16 protein-coding genes and 1 pseudogene are annotated in these 23548 nt (G+C 56.6%); 7 read left to right on the top strand and 10 right to left on the bottom strand.

Annotation, left to right across the window (positions count from 1 at the left end):
* Positions 1-158: 158 nt before the first annotated feature.
* The 5 genes from serS to lrp all read right to left on the bottom strand — a co-directional run bounded on the left by serS (position 159) and on the right by lrp (position 7937).
* Positions 159-1451 carry a serine--tRNA ligase gene (gene serS, locus INF61_RS03240; protein ID WP_003858266.1) on the bottom strand — a complete coding sequence of 431 codons (1293 nt, stop codon included), beginning with the start codon at positions 1449-1451 and terminating at the stop codon, positions 159-161.
* A 92-nt stretch (positions 1452-1543) separates the two neighbouring features.
* The gene (gene rarA, locus INF61_RS03235; protein WP_023296220.1) at positions 1544-2887 is read right to left on the bottom strand and encodes a replication-associated recombination protein RarA; all 1344 of its coding nucleotides are present in this window, start codon (positions 2885-2887) and stop codon (positions 1544-1546) included.
* A 9-nt stretch (positions 2888-2896) separates the two neighbouring features.
* Positions 2897-3511: an outer membrane lipoprotein chaperone LolA gene (lolA, locus tag INF61_RS03230; protein WP_003858270.1), complete on the bottom strand. Its 615-nt coding sequence runs from the start codon at positions 3509-3511 to the stop codon at positions 2897-2899.
* Between the two features lie 127 nt (positions 3512-3638).
* The gene (locus tag INF61_RS03225; RefSeq protein ID WP_045339792.1) at positions 3639-7307 is read right to left on the bottom strand and encodes a DNA translocase FtsK 4TM domain-containing protein; all 3669 of its coding nucleotides are present in this window, start codon (positions 7305-7307) and stop codon (positions 3639-3641) included.
* 135 nt (positions 7308-7442) lie between these two features.
* Positions 7443-7937: a leucine-responsive transcriptional regulator Lrp gene (gene lrp / locus INF61_RS03220; RefSeq protein ID WP_000228469.1), complete on the bottom strand. Its 495-nt coding sequence runs from the start codon at positions 7935-7937 to the stop codon at positions 7443-7445.
* A 543-nt stretch (positions 7938-8480) separates the two neighbouring features.
* Here lrp and trxB point away from each other — a divergent pair.
* The 5 genes from trxB (at position 8481) to infA (ending at position 14304) form a co-directional block, all read left to right on the top strand.
* Positions 8481-9449, top strand: a complete 969-nt coding sequence (trxB, locus tag INF61_RS03215) for a thioredoxin-disulfide reductase (RefSeq protein WP_003858303.1) — start codon at positions 8481-8483, stop codon at positions 9447-9449.
* Positions 9450-9563: 114 nt separating this feature from the next.
* Positions 9564-11330, top strand: a complete 1767-nt coding sequence (gene cydD, locus INF61_RS03210) for a cysteine/glutathione ABC transporter permease/ATP-binding protein CydD (protein WP_015570980.1) — start codon at positions 9564-9566, stop codon at positions 11328-11330.
* Positions 11330-13051, top strand: a complete 1722-nt coding sequence (cydC, locus tag INF61_RS03205) for a cysteine/glutathione ABC transporter ATP-binding protein/permease CydC (protein ID WP_193547516.1) — start codon at positions 11330-11332, stop codon at positions 13049-13051. Before cydD ends, cydC begins: the two co-directional genes overlap by 1 nt.
* A 45-nt stretch (positions 13052-13096) precedes the next feature.
* Positions 13097-13801 (top strand): leucyl/phenylalanyl-tRNA--protein transferase, encoded by a 705-nt coding sequence (gene aat / locus INF61_RS03200; protein WP_023296218.1) that lies wholly within the window; start codon positions 13097-13099, stop codon positions 13799-13801.
* Positions 13802-14085: 284 nt separating this feature from the next.
* Positions 14086-14304 (top strand): translation initiation factor IF-1, encoded by a 219-nt coding sequence (gene infA / locus INF61_RS03195; RefSeq protein WP_002211347.1) that lies wholly within the window; start codon positions 14086-14088, stop codon positions 14302-14304.
* 204 nt (positions 14305-14508) lie between these two features.
* Here the strand turns inward: infA and clpA are convergent, their stop codons facing one another.
* Complete coding sequence (gene clpA / locus INF61_RS03190) at positions 14509-16788, bottom strand: ATP-dependent Clp protease ATP-binding subunit ClpA (RefSeq protein ID WP_006809407.1); 2280 nt, start codon at positions 16786-16788, stop codon at positions 14509-14511.
* Between the two features lie 27 nt (positions 16789-16815).
* Positions 16816-17136: an ATP-dependent Clp protease adapter ClpS gene (gene clpS / locus INF61_RS03185; RefSeq protein WP_006174393.1), complete on the bottom strand. Its 321-nt coding sequence runs from the start codon at positions 17134-17136 to the stop codon at positions 16816-16818.
* Positions 17137-17403: 267 nt separating this feature from the next.
* On the opposite strand from clpS, the pseudogene cspD reads away from it, so the two are divergent.
* Positions 17404-17562 (top strand): annotated as a pseudogene (cspD, locus tag INF61_RS03180) (cold shock domain-containing protein CspD); the annotation flags it as partial.
* Positions 17563-17695: 133 nt separating this feature from the next.
* On the opposite strand, the gene macB reads toward cspD, so the two are convergent.
* Both macB and macA read right to left on the bottom strand, forming a co-directional pair.
* Positions 17696-19636: a macrolide ABC transporter ATP-binding protein/permease MacB gene (gene macB, locus INF61_RS03175; RefSeq protein WP_193547514.1), complete on the bottom strand. Its 1941-nt coding sequence runs from the start codon at positions 19634-19636 to the stop codon at positions 17696-17698.
* The gene (gene macA / locus INF61_RS03170) at positions 19633-20748 is read right to left on the bottom strand and encodes a macrolide transporter subunit MacA (RefSeq protein WP_033486313.1); all 1116 of its coding nucleotides are present in this window, start codon (positions 20746-20748) and stop codon (positions 19633-19635) included. The genes macB and macA overlap by 4 nt, the downstream gene beginning before the upstream one ends.
* A 159-nt stretch (positions 20749-20907) precedes the next feature.
* On the opposite strand from macA, the gene INF61_RS03165 reads away from it, so the two are divergent.
* Positions 20908-21864, top strand: a complete 957-nt coding sequence (locus INF61_RS03165) for a VirK/YbjX family protein (protein WP_033486314.1) — start codon at positions 20908-20910, stop codon at positions 21862-21864.
* Here the strand turns inward: INF61_RS03165 and INF61_RS03160 are convergent.
* Positions 21861-23519 carry an ATP-dependent endonuclease gene (locus tag INF61_RS03160; RefSeq protein ID WP_017693708.1) on the bottom strand — a complete coding sequence of 553 codons (1659 nt, stop codon included), beginning with the start codon at positions 23517-23519 and terminating at the stop codon, positions 21861-21863. The two genes, INF61_RS03165 and INF61_RS03160, sit on opposite strands and share 4 nt — an antisense overlap.
* Between the last annotated feature and the right edge of the window lie 29 nt (positions 23520-23548).

Below are 23548 nucleotides of genomic sequence, written 5' to 3'. Positions count from 1 at the left end.
ATAGTTTTATGTATAACGATATTTTTGGTTATCAGTGTTTTATGCTGACTTTCGTTCGGAGGAGTATTACTACTTTAGAGGGAGGGGTTATTGCTTCGTATCAAATCAGAGGCATAAAAAAAGCGCCCTGAGGCGCTTTTTTGTCTTAGAGCAAATAATTAGCCGATGAACTGCTGGCCTTTCATGTAAGGGCGCAGCACTTCCGGGATCTCAATGCGTCCGTCAGCCTGCTGGTAGTTTTCCAGCACAGCAACCAGCGTACGGCCTACTGCCAGACCGGAACCGTTCAGGGTATGAACCAGACGGGTTTTCTTGTCAGATTTGCTGCGGCAACGCGCCTGCATACGACGCGCCTGGAAATCCCAGACGTTGGAGCAGGAGGAGATTTCACGGTAGGTGTTCTGCGCAGGCACCCAGACTTCAAGGTCGAAGGTTTTGCAGGCACCGAAGCCCATGTCGCCGGTGCACAGCGCCATACGGCGGTACGGCAGGCCCAGCAGCTCCAGCACTTTCTCAGCATGACCGGTCATCTCTTCCAGCGCGTCCATAGACTCTTCCGGACGAACGATCTGCACCATCTCAACTTTATCGAACTGGTGCATACGGATCAGACCGCGCGTATCGCGACCGTAAGAACCGGCTTCAGAACGGAAACATGGAGAGTGCGCGGTCAGTTTGATTGGCAGATCGTCTTCGTCGATGATCTCATCACGCACGAGGTTGGTCAGCGGCACTTCCGCGGTTGGGATCAGCGCGTAGTTGCTGCTGTCTGCTTCCTCGTCCAGCGGACGGGTGTGGAACAGATCGCCGGCAAATTTCGGCAGCTGGCCTGTACCGTACAGCGTATCGTGGTTAACCAGATACGGAACGTAGGTTTCGCTGTAGCCGTGCTGCTCGGTGTGCAGATCCAGCATGAACTGCGCCAGAGCGCGATGCAGATGGGCAATTTGACCTTTCATGACCACAAAGCGAGAACCCGTCAGCTTAACCGCAGCCGCAAAGTCCAGGCCCGCGTGCATTTCGCCCAGCGTGACGTGATCGCGCACCTCGAAGTCAAACTCGCGAGGCGTGCCCCAGCGTTTCACTTCAACGTTGTCGTTTTCGTCTTTGCCGACAGGCACGCTGTCGTCAGGAATGTTCGGGATCGCCAGAGCGATATCACGAATTTCAGCCTGAAGAACATCCAGTTCAGCTTTCGCCTGATCCAGCTCTTCACCCAGTTTGTTCACTTCCAGGCGTAATGGCTCAATATCTTCCCCGCGCGCTTTCGCCTGGCCAATGGATTTCGATCGAGAATTACGCTCTGCTTGCAGATTTTCAGTTTGTACCTGCAAAACTTTACGACGCTCTTCAAGAGCGCGCAGCTTATCTACATCCAGCTTAAAGCCCCGGCGTGCCAGTTTTTCAGCGACTGCGTCTGGCTCATTACGCAGCAGATTGGGATCGAGCATGCTTATCCTGTGCTTATCGAATTAAAAAAGGAAAAAGTGACCACAGCCTGCGGCCACAGAGATATATTGCCAACATTACCGCAACGATTGAACTAACGGTAGCGTTTTATAGGGCTATTTTGATCCTGTCCGGCAAGCCAGGCGAGCTTTTCGCCAATCTTACCCTCAAGACCTCTGTTTGTGGGGTGATAATAGCGGGTTTGTGCCATCTCCTGCGGGAAATACTCCTCGCCGGCGGCGTAGGCATTGGGTTCATCATGGGCGTAGCGATACTCCTGCCCATACCCCATCTCTTTCATCAATTTGGTTGGCGCATTGCGCAGATGAACCGGCACATCGTAGTCCGGACGTTCACGTGCATCTGACATCGCCGCTTTGAAGGCGGTATACACCGCGTTACTTTTCGGCGCGCAGGCCAGATAGACAATTGCCTGCGCAATGGCACGCTCACCTTCCGCGGGTCCGACGCGGGTAAAGCAGTCCCAGGCGGAAATAGCGACCTGCATGGCGCGTGGATCGGCATTACCGACATCTTCTGACGCGATGGCCAGGCAGCGACGCGCGACATATAACGGATCGCCACCGGCGGTAATGATACGCGCGTACCAGTAGAGCGCCGCATCCGGGGCGCTGCCGCGCACGGACTTATGTAATGCAGAGATCAGGTCGTAAAAACGATCGCCTTTATTATCGAAGCGTGCGCTGCGTTCACCGGCTATTTCGGTGAGCAATTCAGGTTTCAGTACGCGCTTGCCGGCATCATCCACTTCGGCCATATCGGCCATCATTTCCAGCGTATTCAGCGCCCGACGCGCATCGCCGTTGACCAGTTCAGCGATCGCACGACGCGTGTCGTCCGGCAGAACGATATCCTGTCCGCCGTAACCCCGCGCTTTGTCCTCCATCGCCTGGGTCAGAACCTTTTCGATATCCTCTGTAGTCAGGGATTTAAGCAGGTAAACGCGGGCGCGGGAAAGGAGCGCAGAGTTCAGCTCAAACGACGGGTTTTCCGTGGTTGCGCCGATGAAGAAAATCGTGCCGTCTTCAATGTGCGGCAGAAACGCATCCTGTTGGCTCTTGTTGAAGCGGTGGACTTCATCAACAAAAAGAATGGTGCGGCGCCCGGCATTACGGTTTTGCCGCGCGCGCTCGATCGCCTCACGAATCTCCTTTACGCCGGAGGTAACCGCCGAGATGCGCTCAACGTCCGCGTTAGCATAGCGGGCGATCACTTCAGCGAGGGTTGTTTTGCCGGTGCCGGGTGGCCCCCAGAGGATCATGGAGTGCAGATGCCCGGCCTCTATGGCGCGCGGCAAGGGTTTCCCCGCAGCCAGCAGGTGTTGCTGGCCGATGTACTGCGCTAAATTTTCTGGCCGCATACGGGCGGCCAGAGGTTGAAACGCATTATCTGAAAAATCGAGCGACAGGTTGCTCACTCATGCCTCTTACTTATTACGTTGGTCGTCCACCGTTACGCCCTGCGGCGGGGTAAAGGTGAATTTCGAAGCATCTACAGCGCCGTTTTGCTGAGACTTAAGCTGATAACTACTGCGCTGATCGTCCTGCTCAACCGCACCGAACTGATTAATGGTACCGTTGCTGCTCACGTTAATGGTGAACTGCTTCAGGTTACCGTTGCTGCCTTTTGGTGTCAGGACGAACTCATCACCGTTTTGTTTAATGTTGTACTGCTGCCAGTCGCTGGACTGGTTACGGGCAATGAGCATAAACGGCGTATTGCTGGTCGCGTCTTTCAGCCAGGTGGCGGTCGCCTGCTCAACAAACGGGTTGTAGAACCATAAGGTTTTCCCGTCGGACACCAGCACGCTTTCATCCGGCTGGGTCATGTGCCAGTTGAAGAGATTCGGGCGTTTCACCCACAAATCCCCCTGACCTTCCTGCACCGCGTTGCCACTGCCGTCAGTCACTTTTTGCGTGAAGCTGGCGTGGAAGCTGCTCACTTTATCCAGTCGGCTTTTAAGGTCGCTGGCTGCATCAGCCCAGACGCTGCTGGCAACAAAACTGGAGAGTAATGCACAGGCGATGGCGATTTTTTTCATTGTTATTCCTTAAAATACGTCTTCCCGATATGGGGGTTCCGTTTCTATTCTGGACCTGCCCGAAGGCAGGCGACAGAAGAATATGCTTAATTTTTGCTGATTTACCCTTCTTTGCAATCGCTGAAGGTTAATCAAACGGCGGTGGCGCCAGCACCTCACGGTTACCGTTATGCCCCTGTTCGCTCACGATGCCCTGGGCTTCCATCTGCTCGATGATACGTGCCGCGCGGTTGTAGCCAATACGGAACTGGCGCTGGACGCCGGAGATGGACGCCTTACGTTTTTCGGTGACGAAATTAACCGCCTGGTCAAATAACGGATCCAGCTCTTCGCCGCCGTCAAAACCACCGCCGCCACCTTCGCTTTCACTGTCGGAGGTGATGCCGTCAACGTATTGCGGCCGACCGCGCGCTTTCCAGTCCTGCACCACCGCATGCACTTCCTGGTCGCGAACAAATGCACCGTGGACACGCACCGGCGAGGTGGAGTTCGGGCCGGAATAGAGCATATCACCCATACCCAGCAGCGACTCTGCACCGCCCTGGTCAAGGATAGTACGCGAGTCAATTTTACTCGACACGGTAAACGCGATACGGGTCGGGATGTTTGCCTTAATAAGACCGGTGATAACGTCTACGGACGGACGCTGCGTTGCCAGCACCAGGTGGATGCCCGCCGCACGCGCTTTCTGTGCCAGACGCGCAATCAGCTCTTCCACTTTCTTGCCAACGGTCATCATCAGGTCGGCGAACTCATCCACCAGCACCACGATGTAAGGCAGTTTTTCCAGCACCGGATGCTGGGTATCCATGCTGTCCCCCGGCTTCCAGTATGGGTCCGGAATCGGACGGCCCATACGTGCCGCCTCAGCGATTTTCTCGTTATAACCGGCCAGGTTACGCACGCCCAGCGCCGACATCAGCTTGTAGCGACGCTCCATTTCATTGACGCTCCAGCGCAATGCGTTGGCGGCGTCCTTCATGTCGGTCACCACTTCCGTTAACAGGTGCGGAATGCCTTCGTAGACGGACAGTTCAAGCATTTTCGGGTCGATCATGATGAAACGCACATCTTCAGGCTGCGCTTTGTAGAGCATACTGAGGATCATGGCGTTCACCCCGACCGATTTACCGGAGCCGGTGGTACCCGCAACCAGCAGGTGCGGCATCTTCGCGAGATCGGCAACCACCGGATCGCCAGCGATATCTTTACCCAGCACCACGGTCAGCGGGGACGGGTTGTCGCGGAATTTGGTGTTATCCAGAACTTCACGCAGATAAACGGTCTGGCGTTTCTTGTTTGGCAGCTCAAGGCCAACGTAAGGCTTACCTGGGATCACTTCCACCACGCGAACCGCCACGGTCGACAGAGAACGCGCCAGGTCACGGGACAGGTTAGAAATACGCGCCGCTTTTACGCCTGGCGCCAGGTTCAGTTCGAAACGGGTGATCACCGGGCCAGGGGAGTAGTTCACCACGTCCGCTTTAATACGGAAGTCAGCCAGACGCGCTTCCACCAGACGGGCCATCTGCTCAAGAGCAAAAGTATCCACCGGTTCGACTTCCGCTGGCGGCGGCGTTAACAGATCCAGCGACGGCAACGGCGTACTTGGTCGTTGCAGCGGACGGCTGTCTCCGTTACGCATCAACAGCGGGTGAATCAGGCTTTCCTGCGGCTGTGGTGCTGGCTGCTGGAACTGCGGCTGCGGCGGTTGGGCCGGCGGTGTATGCGGCTGCGCATAAGCCTGCGGCACTGGCTGTTGTGGTTGCGCATTAACCTGCGGCGCTGGCGCCTGACGCACCGGTTCCGCTTCTGGCATCACGCTCGGCGTGAACAGCGGTTCGCTCGGACCGTCATCCACCAGATCTTTCATCGGTGAAAATTCAAAATCCGAGAGCGAGAACGGGTTTGCCCCCGAAGGCTGCTCACCGGAATAACGTTGCTGCTGCGTGGCCGCAAACTGACGCGCTAATTCCGCTTCGGCAGCATCATCTTCATCCTGCTGAGAATGAACATCGTGTTGGTACTCATTCCCGTAGCGTTGAGTCTGCTGGGCGGCAAACTGACGCGCCAGCTCATCCTGATGCAGTTCGTCGGCATCATCTTCGTAGTCGGACTCACGGGCTTTTTCTTCCGCCATACGCTGGGAAGGCAGTTTAATGCCATAAGAGGCCAGCTCCCGGCGCGTCGGTACGCGCACGCGATTAGGACGCGGCAATTGTGGACCAATGCCCTCTTTTACCTGAGGACGCGGCGCACCATCGGTTGCCGGGCTGAATAGCGGAGCGGACGCGGCAGCGGCTGCCGTTGCCTGCTTCACGGTTTCCGCTCCTGACGCAACGGCTGGCGCTGGATCTACAGGTGCAACGCTTGCAGAAGGCGCTTTTACAACAGGCTCCTGCACCGGCTCAGGCACGGGCTGATACCAGGCGGCAAGCTGCTCGCGCTCTCGGGCACGGCGCTCTTCCACCTCTTCAAAATAGTACAATGGCGGACGGGATGGCTTCGCTTCCTCCACCACTTCGGGTTCAGACACCGGCGCAACGTATGGCTGTTCAGGTTCAGCAGGTTCGGGCGTATAAGCCTGATACGGCTGTTGCGGCTCGCTGGCAGGCTCAGGCGGCTGATACGGTTGCTGCCACTGTTCCTGCTGCACAGGAATATAGCTTTCAGGCTCCGGCGCAATGGTCGGTTCAGGCGTATGGACACCTGGCGCAGTCTGCCAGTCCACCTGCGGTTGCTGGATCGCGGACTCCGGTGCCGGAACAGGCGAGGACGGCATCACGGCTTCAACAGGCGCAACATGTGCCTGCGCAGCCGTCGTTGCGGCAGCAGCAGCGGCTACCGGTTCAGTCACGGAATGACCATGCAACAGCGGATCGTATTCATCATACTCACCCGGCGTAGCTCGATGACCAGAGAACAACACATCATCAGGATCGACGGCCGCGCCGCGATACTCAATCTGCTCCTCTTCATCCATACGTTTGCCGGAGAAAAGCGCGGCATCCGTTTTACGGCCTAACGGGTTAGCAAATTTTTCAGCAACGCGCTGGCGGCGTGCCAGAGCACCGCGCAGAATACGGGCACGGCGGGATTCACGACGCTGCACGGGTGCCTCGTCTTCCTCTTCGTACTCATCTTCATATTCGTCTTCATCGACCCACGTATCATCACGACGGGTGCGATTGCTGGCAAACGTCAGCAGAGTCAGAATAAAGCTGCCGATTTTTTCGGCAATGCTCACCCAGGACCAGCCGGTAAACAGCGTCAGGCCCGCTGCCCAGATACAAAGCAGCGCCAGCGTGCCGCCGCTGCTGTGAAGCATCGGTTGCAGCGCGGAGCTCAACAGGCTGCCAATCACCCCGCCGGAGGCGAAGTACCAGATGTCATCGGCGTTGATCGCCGCCAGTCCGCAGGAGGTGAGGATCAGCGCCAGGGCGCCAATCAGGCGCAGCGAAACGGCAAAATAATCGATGTAGTCGTCGTTCTGTCGATGACGCCAGGCAAACCAGCATCCGCCAATAATGATGACGGGAAGGGTATAGGCCATCACACCGAAAATGAAGAAGAGTGTGTCCGCAAGCCAGGCGCCGGGAACGCCACCTAAATTATGGATAGGCTCATGCCATGCGGTTTGCGACCAGCTGGGGTCTGAGGGGTTGAAACTGAGTAAGGCAGCCATCAGCCAGACGGCAAAAAGGGCAATAACAATCAGTAACGCCTCAAGGAGACGACGTCCGCTGCTTAGCTTAGATAATGTGACTTCTTTGTCTTCAGTGTATTCCTGGCTCAAGAAAGGCTCTCCAGGTATCAGGCATGTCCTGCCTGTGTGCTAAAACGGACAACAGCGCCGGGACTCCCCGGCACTGTTGCTGTATGGATTAACAGGAGTGTAATCAAACTACACTGATTTTGCACCTGTTCCGTGTTAGCGCGTCTTAATAACCAGACGATTGCTCTGTTTGACCTCTTCCATCACCACATAAGTACGGGTGTCGTTCACGCCTGGCAGACGCAGCAGGGTTTCACCCAGCAGCTTACGGTAGGCGGACATATCAGGCACACGGGTTTTCAACAGGTAGTCAAAATCACCGGAAACCAGATGACACTCTTGAATTTCTTCAAGTTTTTGCACAGCGGCGTTAAATTGCTCAAACACATCTGGTGCACCACGATTCAGAGTAATCTCAACAAATACCAGAAGTGAGGCATCCAGATAATGCGGGTTCAGCAGAGCCGTATAGCCCTGAATAAAACCCTGTCTTTCCAGTCGACGCACACGCTCAAGGCACGGCGTCGGGGAAAGTCCCACACGTTTTGAAAGCTCGACGTTGGAAATACGCCCATCCTTTTGCAATTCATTAAGAATGTTACGATCGATACGGTCGAGATCTTTGCCAGGGCGCTTCTTGCTATCTACCATTATTATTGTCTCTCTGTATTCCTTCCCTACTCCTGCCTGGACCCTGTGCACATCACTGTTCAGAGCCTGGACCCGTTATTCATCACATCGCCTGGTTATGTATTAGACGCGATGTAGATTCGGGTTCTGCGGTAAGAAGACCGTTGCCCGAAAGCAGTCACAGACATCACGTATGGCGTCTGTCCACACCATGCGTAGATTTCACTGACCCGGTAAAAATGGCATTTCCGTGCATGTCTATGCGGCATGCAGTTCGTGCGTCTTTTTTTCTTCCTTGAATGTTTTCGCAAAAGCGCAGGGGATTGTCAAAGCAAAACATCGATTTTTAGTACAACATGCCGGATATTCATTACGGAGGGGTATTAATCCTCATTTTATTGCCTTATAAACGCGCGGTTTTCAGTAGCAGAAGTGATGTGACCGCCTCTGACCCATAGGGCGCGTCTATTGCATATATCGGAAGCAAAACTCTCCTGCTCTTTTTTTACGGCAACAAATTCCCTACAATCCAGCCCATTGCCTGCCAACAACAATGGGGATCTCATGGGCACGACCAAACACAGTAAGCTGCTAATCCTTGGTTCTGGACCTGCGGGATATACCGCAGCGGTCTATGCTGCACGCGCTAACCTGCAACCGGTACTGATCACCGGGATGGAAAAAGGCGGTCAGCTGACCACCACCACGGAAGTGGAAAACTGGCCTGGCGACCCGAACGACCTGACCGGGCCGCTGCTGATGGAGCGCATGCACGAGCATGCCGCCAAATTCGAAACCGAAATCCTGTTCGACCACATCAATAAAGTGGATTTGCAGAACCGTCCGTTCCGCCTGACGGGTGACAGCGGCGAATACACCTGCGATGCGCTGATCATCGCCACCGGCGCCTCTGCCCGCTATCTCGGCCTGCCGTCTGAAGAAGCGTTCAAAGGCCGCGGCGTGTCAGCCTGCGCGACCTGCGACGGTTTCTTCTATCGCAACCAGAAAGTTGCGGTTATCGGCGGCGGCAACACGGCTGTGGAAGAAGCGCTGTATCTGGCAAATATTGCCTCAGAAGTACACCTGATTCACCGTCGCGACACCTTCCGCGCGGAGAAGATCCTGATTAAACGCCTGATGGACAAAGTGGCGAGCGGCAACATTGTGCTGCATACCAACCGTACGCTGGAAGAAGTGACTGGCGATCAGATGGGCGTGGCGGGACTGCGTATCCGTGATACCCAGAACACCGATAACGTCGAAACGCTGGAAGTGGCAGGCCTGTTTGTGGCAATCGGTCACAGCCCGAACACGGCTATCTTTGAAGGCCAGCTGGAGCTGGAGAACGGCTACATCAAAGTGCAGTCTGGCATTCACGGCAACGCCACCCAGACCAGCGTTCCGGGTGTCTTCGCAGCTGGCGACGTGATGGACCATATTTATCGTCAGGCGATCACCTCTGCGGGCACCGGTTGTATGGCCGCGCTGGACGCAGAACGCTACCTGGACGGGCTGGCTGAACAAGGCAAATAATCTTTACAAGTCAGTAACAAACGTAAATAAAGGCGGCCACTGGTCGCCTTTATTTTTGCTCGCGTGTAACATGCAGAGGTCTAATTTCTTATAACGTCACCTGCAAAGTACGCAATGGAAAAAACCCGTCAACAAGAGTTAACCCGCTGGCTGAAACAGCAAAGCGTTCTGTCCCGCCGCTGGCTTATGATTTCCCGCGTTTTGGGATTCATCAGCGGTCTGTTGATTGTTGCCCAGGCATGGCTGCTGGCCCGCATTCTCAACCATATGATCATGGAGAACATCCCGCGCGAAGCGCTGCTGTTGCCGTTTATCGTTCTGGTGCTGGTTTTCGTTCTGCGTGCGTGGGTGGTCTGGCTGCGCGAGCGGGTTGGGTTCCACGCCGGGCAGCACATCCGCTATGAGATTCGCCGCAAGGTACTCGATCGGCTTTCGGAAGCCGGACCTGCGTGGATCCAGGGTAAGCCAGCCGGCAGCTGGGCGACGCTGATCCTTGAGCAAATCGACGATATGCACGATTACTACGCGCGTTATCTTCCCCAGATGGCGCTGGCGGTGTTTGTGCCCCTGATGATTGTTATCGCCATCTTCCCTGTTAACTGGGTGGCGGCGTTGATCCTGCTAGGCACCGCCCCGCTCATCCCGCTGTTTATGGCGATGGTCGGCATGGGCGCGGCAGATGCTAACCGTCGTAACTTCCTGGCGCTGGGTCGGTTGAGCGGTCATTTCCTGGACCGTCTGCGCGGAATGGAAACCCTGCGGATCTTCGGTCGTGGTGAAGCGGAAACCGAAAACATTCGCCTGGCGTCGCAGGATTTCCGTCAGCGCACCATGGAAGTGTTGCGCATGGCCTTTCTCTCTTCTGGCGTGCTCGAATTTTTCACCTCCCTGTCGATTGCGCTGGTGGCGGTTTACTTTGGCTTCTCCTACCTCGGCGCGCTGGACTTTGGCCACTACGGTACGGCGGTCACGCTTTCCGCCGGGTTCCTGGCGCTGATCCTGGCCCCGGAATTTTTCCAGCCGCTTCGCGATCTCGGCACCTTTTACCATGCCAAAGCGCAGGCGGTGGGTGCTGCCGACAGCCTGAAAACCTTCATGGAAACGCCGCTGGCGAATCCGGAGCGTGGTGAGGTAACGCTGAATACGAACGATCCGGTGACCATTGAAGCACAGGATTTTTCTGTTCTGTCGCCTGAAGGCAAAGTGCTGGCCGGTCCGCTGAACTTTACCCTGCCTGCCGGGCAACGTGTGGTGCTGGTGGGTACCAGCGGCTCAGGTAAAAGCTCATTGTTGAATGCTCTGTCAGGTTTTATGGCGTACACCGGATCGCTGCGTATCAACAAAACGGAGCTGCGCGAGCTCGATCCTGATGCCTGGCGTAAACAGCTGAGTTGGGTGGGGCAAAACCCTCAGCTGCCAGCTCCGACGCTGCGCGAGAATGTGCTGCTGGCACGCCCGGATGCGCGTGAAGATGAGCTGCAATCGGTCCTCGACCGCGCCTGGGTCAGCGAGTTTCTGCCGCTGCTTGCGCAGGGTGTCGATACCGTCATTGGCGATCAGTCTGCCGGGCTGTCAGTTGGCCAGGCACAGCGCGTCGCGGTCGCCCGTGCGCTGCTCAATCCCTCTTCGCTAATGCTGCTGGACGAACCTGCGGCCAGCCTGGACGCTCACAGCGAGCAGCGCGTGATGGATGCGCTTAACGCAGCCTCACGCCAGCAAACCACCCTGATGGTGACTCACCAGCTGGAAGGTATTGCCGACTGGGATCAGATCTGGGTGATGGAAAACGGACACATTGTTGAACAAGGCGATTACGCCGCGCTTGTTGCCGCGCAGGGGCCGTTTGCGACCCTGCTGGCGAACCGTCAGGAGGATATCTGATGCGCGCCCTGCTTCCGTATCTTGCACTGTATAAACGCCACAAATGGATGCTGACACTCGGGATCGTGCTGGCGATCGTTACTCTGCTGGCCAGCATCGGTCTGCTTACGCTTTCCGGCTGGTTCCTCTCCGCGTCTGCGGCCGCAGGCTTTGCCGGGCTGTACAGCTTTAACTACATGCTGCCTGCCGCCGGGGTGCGCGGCACGGCGATTACGCGAACTGCCGGACGCTACTTCGAACGTCTGGTCAGCCACGACGCGACCTTCCGCGTGCTGCAACACCTGCGTATTTACACCTTCAGCAAACTGCTGCCCCTCTCCCCTGCCGGGCTGGCACGTTTTCGACAGGGCGAATTACTCAACCGCGTGGTCGCAGATGTGGATACGCTGGATCACCTCTATCTGCGCGTCATTTCACCTATGGTGGGCGCGTTTGTAGTGATTGTCGTGGTCACGCTGGGGTTGAGTTTCCTGGATGTTCCCATCGCACTGACGCTCGGCGGCATCATGCTGATGACGCTGATTATTCTGCCGCCCCTGTTTTATCGTGCAGGTAAAACCACCGGGGAAAACCTGACGCGCCTGCGAGGGGAATATCGCCAGCAGCTCACCGCCTGGTTGCAGGGACAGGCCGAGCTCACCCTTTTTGGTGCCAGCAAACGGTACCGCGCCCGCATGGAAAATACGGAGCTGAACTGGCATGAAGCCCAGCGGCGCCAGTCTGAACTGACCGCGTTCTCCCAGGCGCTGATGATGTTAATTGGTGGGATTGCCGTTATCGCCATGCTCTGGATGGCCTCCGGTGGCGTGGGCGGTAACGCGCAGCCTGGCCCGCTGATTGCGCTGTTTGTTTTCTGTGCCCTGGCAGCCTTTGAAGCCTTAGCCCCGGTCACGGGCGCCTTTCAGCATCTCGGCCAGGTGATTGCCTCTGCGCTGCGCATTACGGATATTGCCAAGCAGGAGCCGGAAGTGAAGTTCAGCGCGGGTCAAACCGCTGTGCCAGAGCAGGTCGCGCTGACGCTCAGCAATGTCACTTTCGCCTACGACAAGCAGGCGCAAAACGCGCTGGAAGACATCACCCTTTCTGTTGATGCCGGGCAGCGCATTGCGATCCTTGGCCGTACGGGATGTGGGAAATCGACACTTCTGCAACTTCTCACGCGCGCGTGGGACCCACAGCAGGGCGAGATTCGGTTTAACGACGTTCCGCTGTCTGGTTTTAGCGAAGCGGCCTTGCGTAAAACGGTCAGCGTCGTGCCCCAGCGGGTGCATCTGTTCAGCGCTACGCTGCGCGATAATCTTCTTCTGGCGGCACCAGACGCCTCCGACGATACGCTGCGGGCAATGCTGGAGCAGGTTGGGCTGCACAAGCTGCTTGAAGACGACGGGTTGAACAGCTGGCTGGGTGAAGGGGGTCGACAGCTTTCCGGCGGCGAACTGCGTCGTCTGGCCATTGCGCGTGCGCTGCTGCACGATGCGCCGCTGATGCTGCTGGATGAACCGACAGAAGGACTGGATGCCACGACAGAGAGCCAAATCCTTGATTTACTGGCGAATGTGATGAAAGGTAAAACCGTGCTGATGGTCACGCACCGTCTGCGAGGGCTGGTGAATTTCGATCAGATAATTGTGATGGACAACGGACACATAATTGAGCAAGGTAGTCACGCAGAGCTGCTGGCAAAACAAGGTCGCTACTACCAGTTTAAACAGCGCCTGTAGACTATATTTGTAGCGTCCTCTCTCGCGTACTGGAGTTCTGTTGTCATGCGCCTGGTGCAGCTTTCTCGCCATAATATTGCGTTCCCTTCTCCGGAGGGGGCGCTGCGTGAACCTAACGGCTTGCTGGCTCTGGGCGGCGATCTCAGCCCGGCACGGCTCTTAATGGCTTACCAGCGCGGCATCTTTCCGTGGTTTTCTCCTGGCGACCCGATCTTATGGTGGTCTCCCGACCCGCGAGCCGTGCTGTGGCCTGGGCAATTTCACCTGAGCCGCAGCATGAAGCGTTTTCATGCAAAATCACCCTTTCGCGTCACCCTTAATCACGCCTTCGGCCAGGTTATCGAAGGCTGCGCTGAAGATCGTCACGAAGGCACCTGGATAACCCGCGATATCATTATCGCCTATCACCAGCTTCATGAGCTGGGGTACGCGCATTCGATCGAAGTGTGGAGCGGGGACGACCTCGTCGGGGGCATGTACGGCGTGGCGCAGGGTACGCTGTTCTGCGGCGAGTCGATGTTCTCCCGCTCCACGAATGCGTCGAAAACCGCGCTGCTGGTTTTTAGCCAGGAATTTGCCCGACGTGGAGGACAGTTAATGGATTGTCAGGTGCTGAATGAGCATACCGCCTCGCTCGGCGCCGTTGAAATCTCCCGCCGACACTATATCGAACACCTGGAACAGTGCCGAAAGGAGACCCTACCACGCGATTTTTGGGTTCCCAGAACGCTCTTTATACCCAATGCCTAAATGTTTTCCGCATATTTTTTATGAGGGTGTTATAATTACGCCGCAGAGTAGCTTCTGCCTGTTGCCCCGCCGCCGTTTGGGACCCTCGCTTCAGATAACGTCCTTACGTTTATCCTGTCGTCTCCCCTTTACGAATGCGCTTTCCGTTCGGTTGTACCGTGACGCTTGGGCAATACGCTGAGACTGTTTTGCTGCGTTTTAAACGCGCAATTCTTTACTTAATTGAGGAATTTCGGCATTATCTTGCCGGTTCAAAACTTGGTAGTGATACCCCAGAGGATTAGATGGCCAAAGAAGACAATATTGAAATGCAGGGTACCGTACTTGATACGTTGCCTAATACCATGTTTCGCGTAGAACTGGAAAACGGTCACGTGGTAACTGCGCACATCTCCGGTAAAATGCGCAAAAACTATATCCGCATTTTGACGGGCGACAAAGTGACTGTTGAGCTGACCCCGTACGACCTGAGCAAAGGCCGCATTGTCTTCCGTAGTCGCTAATTGTTTTCGCCTGTAATGGCAGATGAATATTTAAAAGGTCGGGACAATCCCGGCCTTTTTTATTTATGGCTTTAGTGTGGCTGTTCATGAAGAGGTATTTTAGTGCGTTCTGATGCCTTCACCCTGACCCTCTCCCACAGGGAGAGGGAGAAAAGCGGACACAAAAAAGCCGGGTTAAAAACCCGGCTTTTACACTAAAGAAAATCAGTGAGCCGCTTCCGGCTTATGCTTCGCCGCACTCTGGAAATCGTACGTCAGTTCGTTCTTCGCCTGATCCAGCCCCACCGTTACCTGGCCGCCGTCCACCAGCGAGCCAAACAGCAGCTCGTTTGCCAGCGGTTTCTTCAGGTTGTCCTGAATCACGCGCGCCATCGGACGGGCGCCCATCGCACGGTCGTAGCCTTTCTCAGCCAGCCAGTTGCGGGCCTCCTGGCTCACTTCCAGCGACACGCCTTTCTGATCCAGCTGAACCTGCAACTCGACGATGAACTTGTCCACCACCTGATGAATCACCTCGGTAGACAGATGATCGAACCAGATAATGTTGTCCAGACGGTTACGGAACTCCGGCGTGAAGATCTTCTTGATCTCTTCCATCGCATCGGTGCTGTTATCCTGGTGGATCAGGCCGATGGATTTACGCTCGGTTTCCCGCACGCCCGCGTTGGTGGTCATCACCAGCACCACGTTGCGGAAATCGGCCTTGCGCCCGTTGTTATCGGTCAGCGTCCCGTTGTCCATCACCTGCAACAGGATGTTGAACACGTCCGGATGCGCTTTCTCGATTTCATCGAGCAACAGTACCGCGTGCGGATGCTTGATAACCGCGTCCGTAAGCAGGCCGCCCTGGTCAAAGCCCACGTATCCCGGAGGCGCACCAATCAAACGGCTGACGGTATGACGCTCCATATACTCGGACATATCAAAGCGCAGCAGCTCAATGCCCAGCGCTTTGGAGAGCTGAACCGTCACCTCGGTTTTACCCACCCCGGTCGGGCCGGCGAACAGGAAGGAACCAACCGGCTTGTGGTCATGCCCCAGGCCAGCACGGGCCATCTTGATCGCTTCGGTTAAAGCCTCAATGGCTTTATCCTGACCAAAGACCAGCATTTTCAGGCGATTGCCGAGGGTCCGCAGCGTATCACGGTCGCTCTGAGAAACGCTCTTCTCAGGAATACGCGCGATGCGGGCCACCACGGACTCGATATCCGCCACGTTCACAGTTTTCTTACGCTTGCTGGCTGGCATCAGGCGCGCACGCGCACCCGCCTCATCAATCACGTCAATCGCTTTATCCGGCAGATGACGATCGTTGATGTATTTCACCGCCAGCTCCACCGCCGCACGTACCGCTTTCGCGGTGTAACGCACGTCGTGGTGCGCTTCGTACTTGGTTTTCAGGCCATTGATGATCTGCACCGTTTCGTCAACCGACGGCTCGGTCACGTCGATTTTCTGGAAACGACGCGCCAGCGCACGATCCTTCTCAAAGATGTTGCTGAACTCCTGGTACGTCGTGGAGCCCATCACGCGGATCTTGCCGCTGGAGAGCAGCGGTTTGATCAGGTTAGCGGCATCCACCTGGCCACCGGAGGCCGCACCTGCGCCGATGATGGTGTGGATCTCATCGATAAACAGGATGCTGTTGGTGTCCTGCTCCAGCTGTTTTAACAGCGCTTTGAAACGTTTTTCGAAATCACCGCGGTATTTGGTGCCCGCCAGCAGCGAGCCAATATCCAGCGAGTAGATGGTGCAGTCGGCAATCACTTCCGGCACGTCGCCCTGCACAATGCGCCAGGCCAGCCCTTCGGCAATCGCGGTTTTACCCACGCCAGATTCCCCCACCAGCAGCGGGTTGTTCTTACGGCGACGGCACAGCACCTGGATGGCACGCTCCAGCTCTTTATCGCGGCCAATCAGCGGGTCGATACCGCCAACGCGAGCAAGCTGGTTAAGGTTGGTGGTGAAGTTTTCCATACGATCCTCCCCGCCTGCTTGCTCTTCATTGCTGTTAATCTGTCCGCTGGGATCCGATGCCTGGTTAGGCTCGTCTTTTCGCGTTCCGTGAGAGATGAAGTTGACCACGTCGAGCCGGCTGACTTCGTGTTTACGCAGCAGGTAGGCCGCCTGGGACTCCTGCTCGCTGAAGATGGCGACCAGGACATTGGCGCCAGTCACTTCGCTACGTCCGGAAGACTGGACGTGGAAAACCGCGCGCTGCAACACCCGCTGGAAGCTGAGCGTCGGCTGCGTATCGCGCTCTTCTTCACTGGCTGGCAGCACCGGTGTAGTTTGTTCGATGAAGGCTTCGAGTTCCTGACGTAGCGCCACCAGATCCACGGAGCAGGCTTCCAGCGCTTCGCGGGCAGATGGGTTGCTAAGCAGTGCGAGCAGCAGGTGCTCGACGGTCATAAACTCATGTCGGTGCTCACGCGCTCTGGCGAAAGCCATGTTTAAACTGAGTTCCAGTTCTTGATTGAGCATAGGCACCTCCCCCAATTTTATGCCTTATCAGGCCTTTTCCAGCGTACACAGCAACGGATGCTCGTTCTCCCTTGCATAGTCGTTCACCATCGCTACTTTGGTTTCCGCAACCTCGGCAGTAAAGATGCCGCAGATCGCTTTGCCACGATAATGAACGGTAAGCATCAGTTGCGTTGCACGTTCAACATCATAAGAAAAGAACTTTTGTAGCACGTCAATAACAAATTCCATCGGCGTGTAATCATCGTTCATTAACATAACTTTATACATAGATGGCGGTTTTAGCGCGTCGCGCACTTTATCTTCCGCCAGCTGGTCAAAATCCAGCCAATCGTTGGTCTTACCCATTATGCATAACCACTTTGAATCTACCTCAGATGTTAGATAACAATCATCTATTACTGTCATCCGCGATGTCTGTCACAAACTGTTGCAATAGCGTTAACTGCCTCAAATTTTGGTTGATTATTGTCCCAACTCCAGCGCCAAACGCTTGACGGCTTCTTCCGTTTCTCTAAATTGTACAAGCGTGAGTTGGCGAGGTTTTGAACAGCCCCCACTCCACCACCGGTTCATTCCATCTTAATTTATAAGATTTACGAAGGATGTCGAAGCATGGAAATGGGTACTGTTAAGTGGTTCAACAACGCCAAGGGGTTTGGCTTCATTTGCCCCGAAGGCGGCGGCGAAGATATCTTCGCTCACTATTCCACCATTCAGATGGATGGTTACAGGACGCTCAAAGCCGGGCAGTCCGTCCGGTTCGATGTACACTAGGGGCCAAAAGGCAATCATGCAAGCCTAATCGTACCCGTTGAAGCAGAAACGGTTGCATAGCTCTCTGTTTTATTGTGTACATCACGCAGTCAAAATGCCAGCCCGATCGGCTGGCATTTTTATTTTCGGGTTATTCCCGCGCCAGCGCATCCACCGGATCCAGCCGCGCCGCGTTGCGGGCGGGCAACCAGCCAAACAAAATACCGGTAAACGTTGAACAGAGAAAAGCGGTCAATATTGCCACTGGCGAAAAGCCAATCTCCCAGCCGGGTAAGAAGAGCTGGAGCGCGAAGGCGATCATCATCGAGAGCGCAATCCCCATTGCGCCTCCCACCAGACACACCAGCACCGCTTCAATCAAAAATTGCTGGAGCACATCGCTGGCTCTGGCCCCGACCGCCATGCGAATGCCGATCTCCCGCGTACGTTCGGTCACCGACACCAGCATAATGTTCATCACCCCTATCCCGCCGACGACCAGCGAAATCACCGCCACCAGCGTCAGGAACAGCTGAAGAGTACGTGTGGTCTTTTCGGCCGTTTTCAAGAGGCCGTCCATATTCCAGGTGAAGAAATCCTTTTTCCCGTGGCGCAACGTTAACAGCCGCTCGAGCTGCTGTTCCGCCAGCGCGCTGTCGTAGCCCTCTTTCACTCGCACGGTAATGGAGTTGAGCCAGGACTGTCCCATAATGCGCCCGGAAATGGTGCTGTACGGCAGCCAGACGCGCAGGATCTTGCTGCTGCCAAACATGGACTGTTTCTCTTCCGCCACACCAATCACCGTGGCGGGCATGTTACCCACCAGGATCACTTCCCCCACCACACGGGTTTTATTGGGGAAAAGCTGTCTGCGCGAGTTAGCGTCTAACACCACCACCTGCGCCCTGCCCGCCAGCTGTTCCGCGTTGGAGGTCGCCCCTTCGCTGAAGGTCATGCCGTAAACGTTGAAGTAATCTCCGCTGACGCCGTTAGCGCTGGCCGCCACGTCGATGTTGCCGTAGCGCAGACGCAGGTTTTGCGACACGGCAGGCGTGGCGGAGTTCACCCACGGCTGCTTCTGAATAGCCGCCAGATCGTCATATTTCAGCGCCTGCTGATACTGCGGCTCGTCATCGCCAAAATCTTTGCCGGGGTAAACGTCGATGGTGTTAGTCCCGATGGCGCGAATATCCGCCAGCACCAGCTGTTTCGCCGCATCGCCCACCACCACAATCGACACAACCGAGGCAATACCGATAATGATGCCGAGCATGGTCAGCAGAGTGCGCATTTTGTTGGCCGCCATCGCCAGCCAGGCCATGGTCAGCGCTTCACGAAAGCCGCTGGAGAACTGTCCCCAGCCGGTGGACGCAGGTAAGGCTTCTTTCGGCGCCGCCGCTCTGGACTGACGTGGCGGCGGGTTGCTGACCAGCTCGCCGTCGTGGATCTCAATGATGCGTTCCGCCTGCGCTGCCACCTGCGGATCGTGGGTGACAATAATCACCGTATGCCCCTGATCGCGCAGCTGATGCAGGATCGCCATCACCTCTTCACCGGAATGGCTGTCGAGCGCACCGGTTGGCTCATCGGCGAGGATCACCTGTCCGCCGTTCATCAGCGCGCGGGCAATACTCACGCGCTGCTGCTGACCGCCTGAAAGCTGCGAAGGCTGATAATCAACACGCTCCGCCAGCCCAAGACGCGTTAACAGCGCCTTCGCGCGTTCAAGGCGTTTTTTGCGCTCGACGCCCGCATACACCGCCGGCACCTCCACGTTCTGCGCCGCGCTCAGGTGTGAAAGCAGATGGTAACGCTGAAAAATAAAGCCAAAATGCTCGCGACGCAGCTTCGCCAGCGCGTCGCCGTCCAGGGTGGAAACATCCGTCCCGGCCACGCGATAGGTGCCGCTGGTGGGCTTATCCAGACAGCCGAGAATGTTCATCAGCGTTGATTTACCCGAGCCCGACGCCCCGACAATCGCCACCATTTCACCGGCTTCAACGCGCAGGGAGATGCCCTTCAGCACCTCCACCGGCCCGTCGCCGGACGGATAGCTGCGACGAATGTCATTCAGCTCAAGCAGCGCCGTCATTGCGCGGCTCCGGGCAGGGTTTCGCTGGTGACCACTTCCTCACCCTCTTCCAGCCCTTTTACCACCACCACATCGGTGTCGTTACGTGCGCCAATCACCACTTCCCGCTCGCGGGTTTCGCCGTTGCGCAGCACTTTCACCTTGTAGCGATTGTCCCCGGCGGATTCACCCAGCGCGGAGAGCGGAACCGTCAGCACGTTTTTCACGCCGGTCAGCTGGATATGCACTTGGGCGGTCATCTCCAGACGCAGCACGCCCTGCGGGTTTGGCACCTCAAAACGCGCATAGTAGAAGATGGCGTCGTTGACCTTCTCCGGCGTCGGCAGGATATCTTTCAGCACCCCTTCATAGCGGGTTTGCGGATCGCCCAGCACCGTAAACCAGGCTTTCTGCCCCGGCTTAAGGTGAATGACGTCCGCTTCGGATACCTGGGCTTTCACCAGCATGGTGCTCATATCCGCCAGGGTCAGGATGTTCGGCGCCTGCTGCGCGGCGATGACCGTCTGGCCTTGCAGGGTGGTTATCTGCGTCACTTCCCCGGCCATTGGCGCAACGATTTGCGTGTAATCGAGGTTGGTTTTCGCCGTATCCAGCGAGGCCTGATTCCGTTTGATTTGCGCATCGATGGTGCCAATCTGCGCCTGCTTCACCGCCAGCTCCGTGGCGGCTGTGTCCAGATCCTGTTTCGAGATAGCCTGCGTTTTCGCCAGCGCCTGCTGGCGCGTCAGGGTGACCTGAGCGAGATTACGCTCCGCCTGAGCCTGCGCGCGCTGCGCGCGCAGCTCCATCAGCGTCGCTTCCACTTCGCGGATCTGGTTTTGCGCCTGCTCAGGATCGATCACGCCCAGCAGCTGGCCTTTTTTAACCTTATCGCCAATCTCAACTGACAGGGTTTTAAGCTGACCGCTGACCTGCGCGCCCACGTCAACCTTACGCAGGGCATCCAGTTTCCCCGTCGCCAGCACGTTTTGTTGCAGCTCGCCCGGACGAACAATCAGCGTTTGATACTGTGGTACCGGCGCGTTCAGTACCTTCCATAACCAGAATCCGCCCGCTAACACCACTACCGCCAGCAGCAGAAACAGCTTTCTGCGTTTTCCCTTCAGGTTCATAAATATTCCAAATAATTGTTCTGGCTATCATCACCGTTGATTTTATCTAAACCACTCCTCAACGAAACCCCCGATCCCCGTAATCGTCGGGAATTGTTTACCCGATGTTGATAAAGCGCCTGCTGAAATAGCGATATTCCACCAGAAGCAGGATCTAACATGTCTTCCATCGTCGATACACCTTATTCAACGCTGCCCCAGCCTAAATCGGGCTGGCAACTGTTTAAAAGCCTGGCATCGGGTTCCCTCACGCCGGGGCTGGCGTGGCAAAATCCGGCCTATCGACGTAAGTTTATGTTGCGCTCGCTGGCAACGCCGTTCACCACTGCGCGCCTGCTCGGAAACCTTGCAAAACAGCCCCGTCTGATGCAGATCCTGCGCGTGCAGCCCGGCCTGCCGTGCCGCCTGCACCGGCCGTGGCTGACCGTCAATATGGGCCGTCAGACTACGCTGGACGCATTGAACGATCACTATGAGATGATGAGCCGCCATCTTCCGGCGTCGCTGCTGAACGGTTACCTCTCCAGCCAGGGCATTATGCTGGTGACGTTAACGGGCAAAGAGGAGCAGCAGTTTAGCGTTCGCCTGAGCGCGGATGCGTTTCTGGACAAAGAAGGGGAAGCGACCCTCACTTTTTGCGACCACCAGAACACGGTGCTGGCCGAGCTGACCTTTACGCTGTGCACATACCAGGGCAAGCCAACGCTCTTCATCGGCGGAATGCAGGGGGCGAAAGCGCATGTCCCGCACGAGCACATTCAGTTGGCGACCAAAGCCTGTCACGGACTGTTCCCAAAACGTCTGCTGGTTGAAGCGGTCATGACGCTGGCAGGCGCCTTCCCGGTCGAGCAGATCCTCGCGGTGAGTAACGCCACCCACATCTACCGCAGCTGGCGCTATCGCAAGAAAAAAGAGGGAAAATTGCTGGCTGACTATGACAGCTTCTGGCGCTCCCTTGGCGGACAGCAGCAGGATAACGGCAACTTTGCCCTGCCGCTGACCATGCCACGCAAACCGATGGAAGAGATTGCGAGTAAAAAACGGTCCGAATACCGCCGCCGCTATGCCCTGCTTGATAGCCTGATCCAACAGGTTTCGCAGGCGACTGCCCGTTAATCGGCCCTCCCGCGAGCCAGCCAGAGGACGCGGGAGAACATTTTACGCAGCAGCGTGGGCACCGACTCCACGCCTCGCCTGCCCGCTTCCGTCGCAACTTCAATGGCCAAATCCGGTTTTGACGACCGATGGATAGCTTTGGCAATCACCCGGCGCATATTCATGGGCACATCTACCGGGATCATCGCCACGCGGTGAAAGACGTCGTCAAATCCCTGGCGGTACATAAAGTGCTCCATGTCCATCGCAGGCAGCGCGGTCAGATGTTCCCGCTCCTCTTCACGATCGTTATTGAGCAGGCTGCGCACGGTCGCCGCATATTTTTTACCCGCCTCATCGCCATCCACCAGTACGTGCCACTCTATCCCCATCCGGCGCGCAAATTTGATCAGCGGTTTTAAGCCAGACTGAGCAAATTCGATCACTTTGATCCCTTCGGCGTCAAAGTGGTGTCCGCACTGGCGAGCCAGCTCGTTTATCACCCAGGTTTCCGTTTCCCCTTCCACCAGCAACCAGCAGCGGGCAAACAGGGAAGAGGCACGGTTAAAACGGATATGAAACGCAATTCGTCGGCCATCTTCGGCATTTAACCCGCCGGGCCCGAGCCGGTAAGCGGTGACCCGCGACGATTCACGCACCAGGCGGCAGACATACTCCACCGGCGTCAGAGAGAGCAGCTCTCCGGAATTCGTGGTGGTGACTCGCTGCAACGGCAGCAAATTAAGAAGATGCCACGCCACGGAAAGCATAATCGGGTGCAGCCGCGTTTCCGGATCTTCCACCAGCAGCAGCGGGCGCGCGTCCCGATCCAGGCGCACCGTCCCTTTCGCCTGTAAAAGCGTGGAGAATAATCCCAGCAGGATCACCCGATGCGTGCGCCCGCCGGGGCGGTCGATCATGCGGTTGATAATATCGAGATAGCGCCAGCTTCGTTGTTCATCGTGCGAGCGGCGACGCATCAGACGGTGGCGCGCCTGCCCCGTTCCCTGCTCGGAGAAATAGTGCTCCAGCAGTTGCACCATGGCAGACAGTCCCTGACGGATCTGGCCGTCGGTGAGGTTCTGCGGCCGTGAGACCAGTTCACGGGCGAGGAAATCCAGTTCGCGGGCGGTCACCTCCACCTCGGGCATATTCGGCACGGTGCCGTTACGGATCCGCCGCATAAAGCGCGCGTCTCGTAAGCGCAGCACGGGGGAGAGGCGGATAAGATGGCGGGCAAGCTCGTCAATATTATCGAGCGGGATCGGATTTCCCTTCTCATCAAGAAATTCACGCAGGGTTAATACCCCGTCGTTTTGCGCCATTTCGCCCTCAAGGCGATAGAAAATACGCTGGAAACCATCTTCACAGGGCACCCAGCAGGGCGACATAGGGCGAAAACGACGCACGCGATGGCGACCGGGCTCGGATTCGCGGAAGGTCAGAATGATATGCAGGTGTTTCTCGCGTCCGTTGACATCCCCTGGCGGAAACCAGAAGTCATCATGAACGAAGTGGTACAAGTTCTCTTCGGGCGAAAGCAGCAGCGTCAGGGCATCCAGCAGGCTGGATTTACCCCAGGCGTTTTCGCCTATCAGGACGTTGTTCTGTTCCAGTTGCAGCGACAGGCGGTTAATCCCGCGAAACCCGACAATCTCCACACGTTCGAGTAGCATACATCCCCCGCAATTCGGCCACTTTTTCC

Origin of the sequence: Enterobacter cloacae complex sp. P18RS (assembly GCF_014982105.1) — a bacterium.
GTDB classification, from domain to species: domain Bacteria; phylum Pseudomonadota; class Gammaproteobacteria; order Enterobacterales; family Enterobacteriaceae; genus Enterobacter; species Enterobacter hormaechei_C.
Note: the sequence above shows the minus strand (reverse complement) of the source record. Positions and strands in the feature narration are given on the sequence as shown.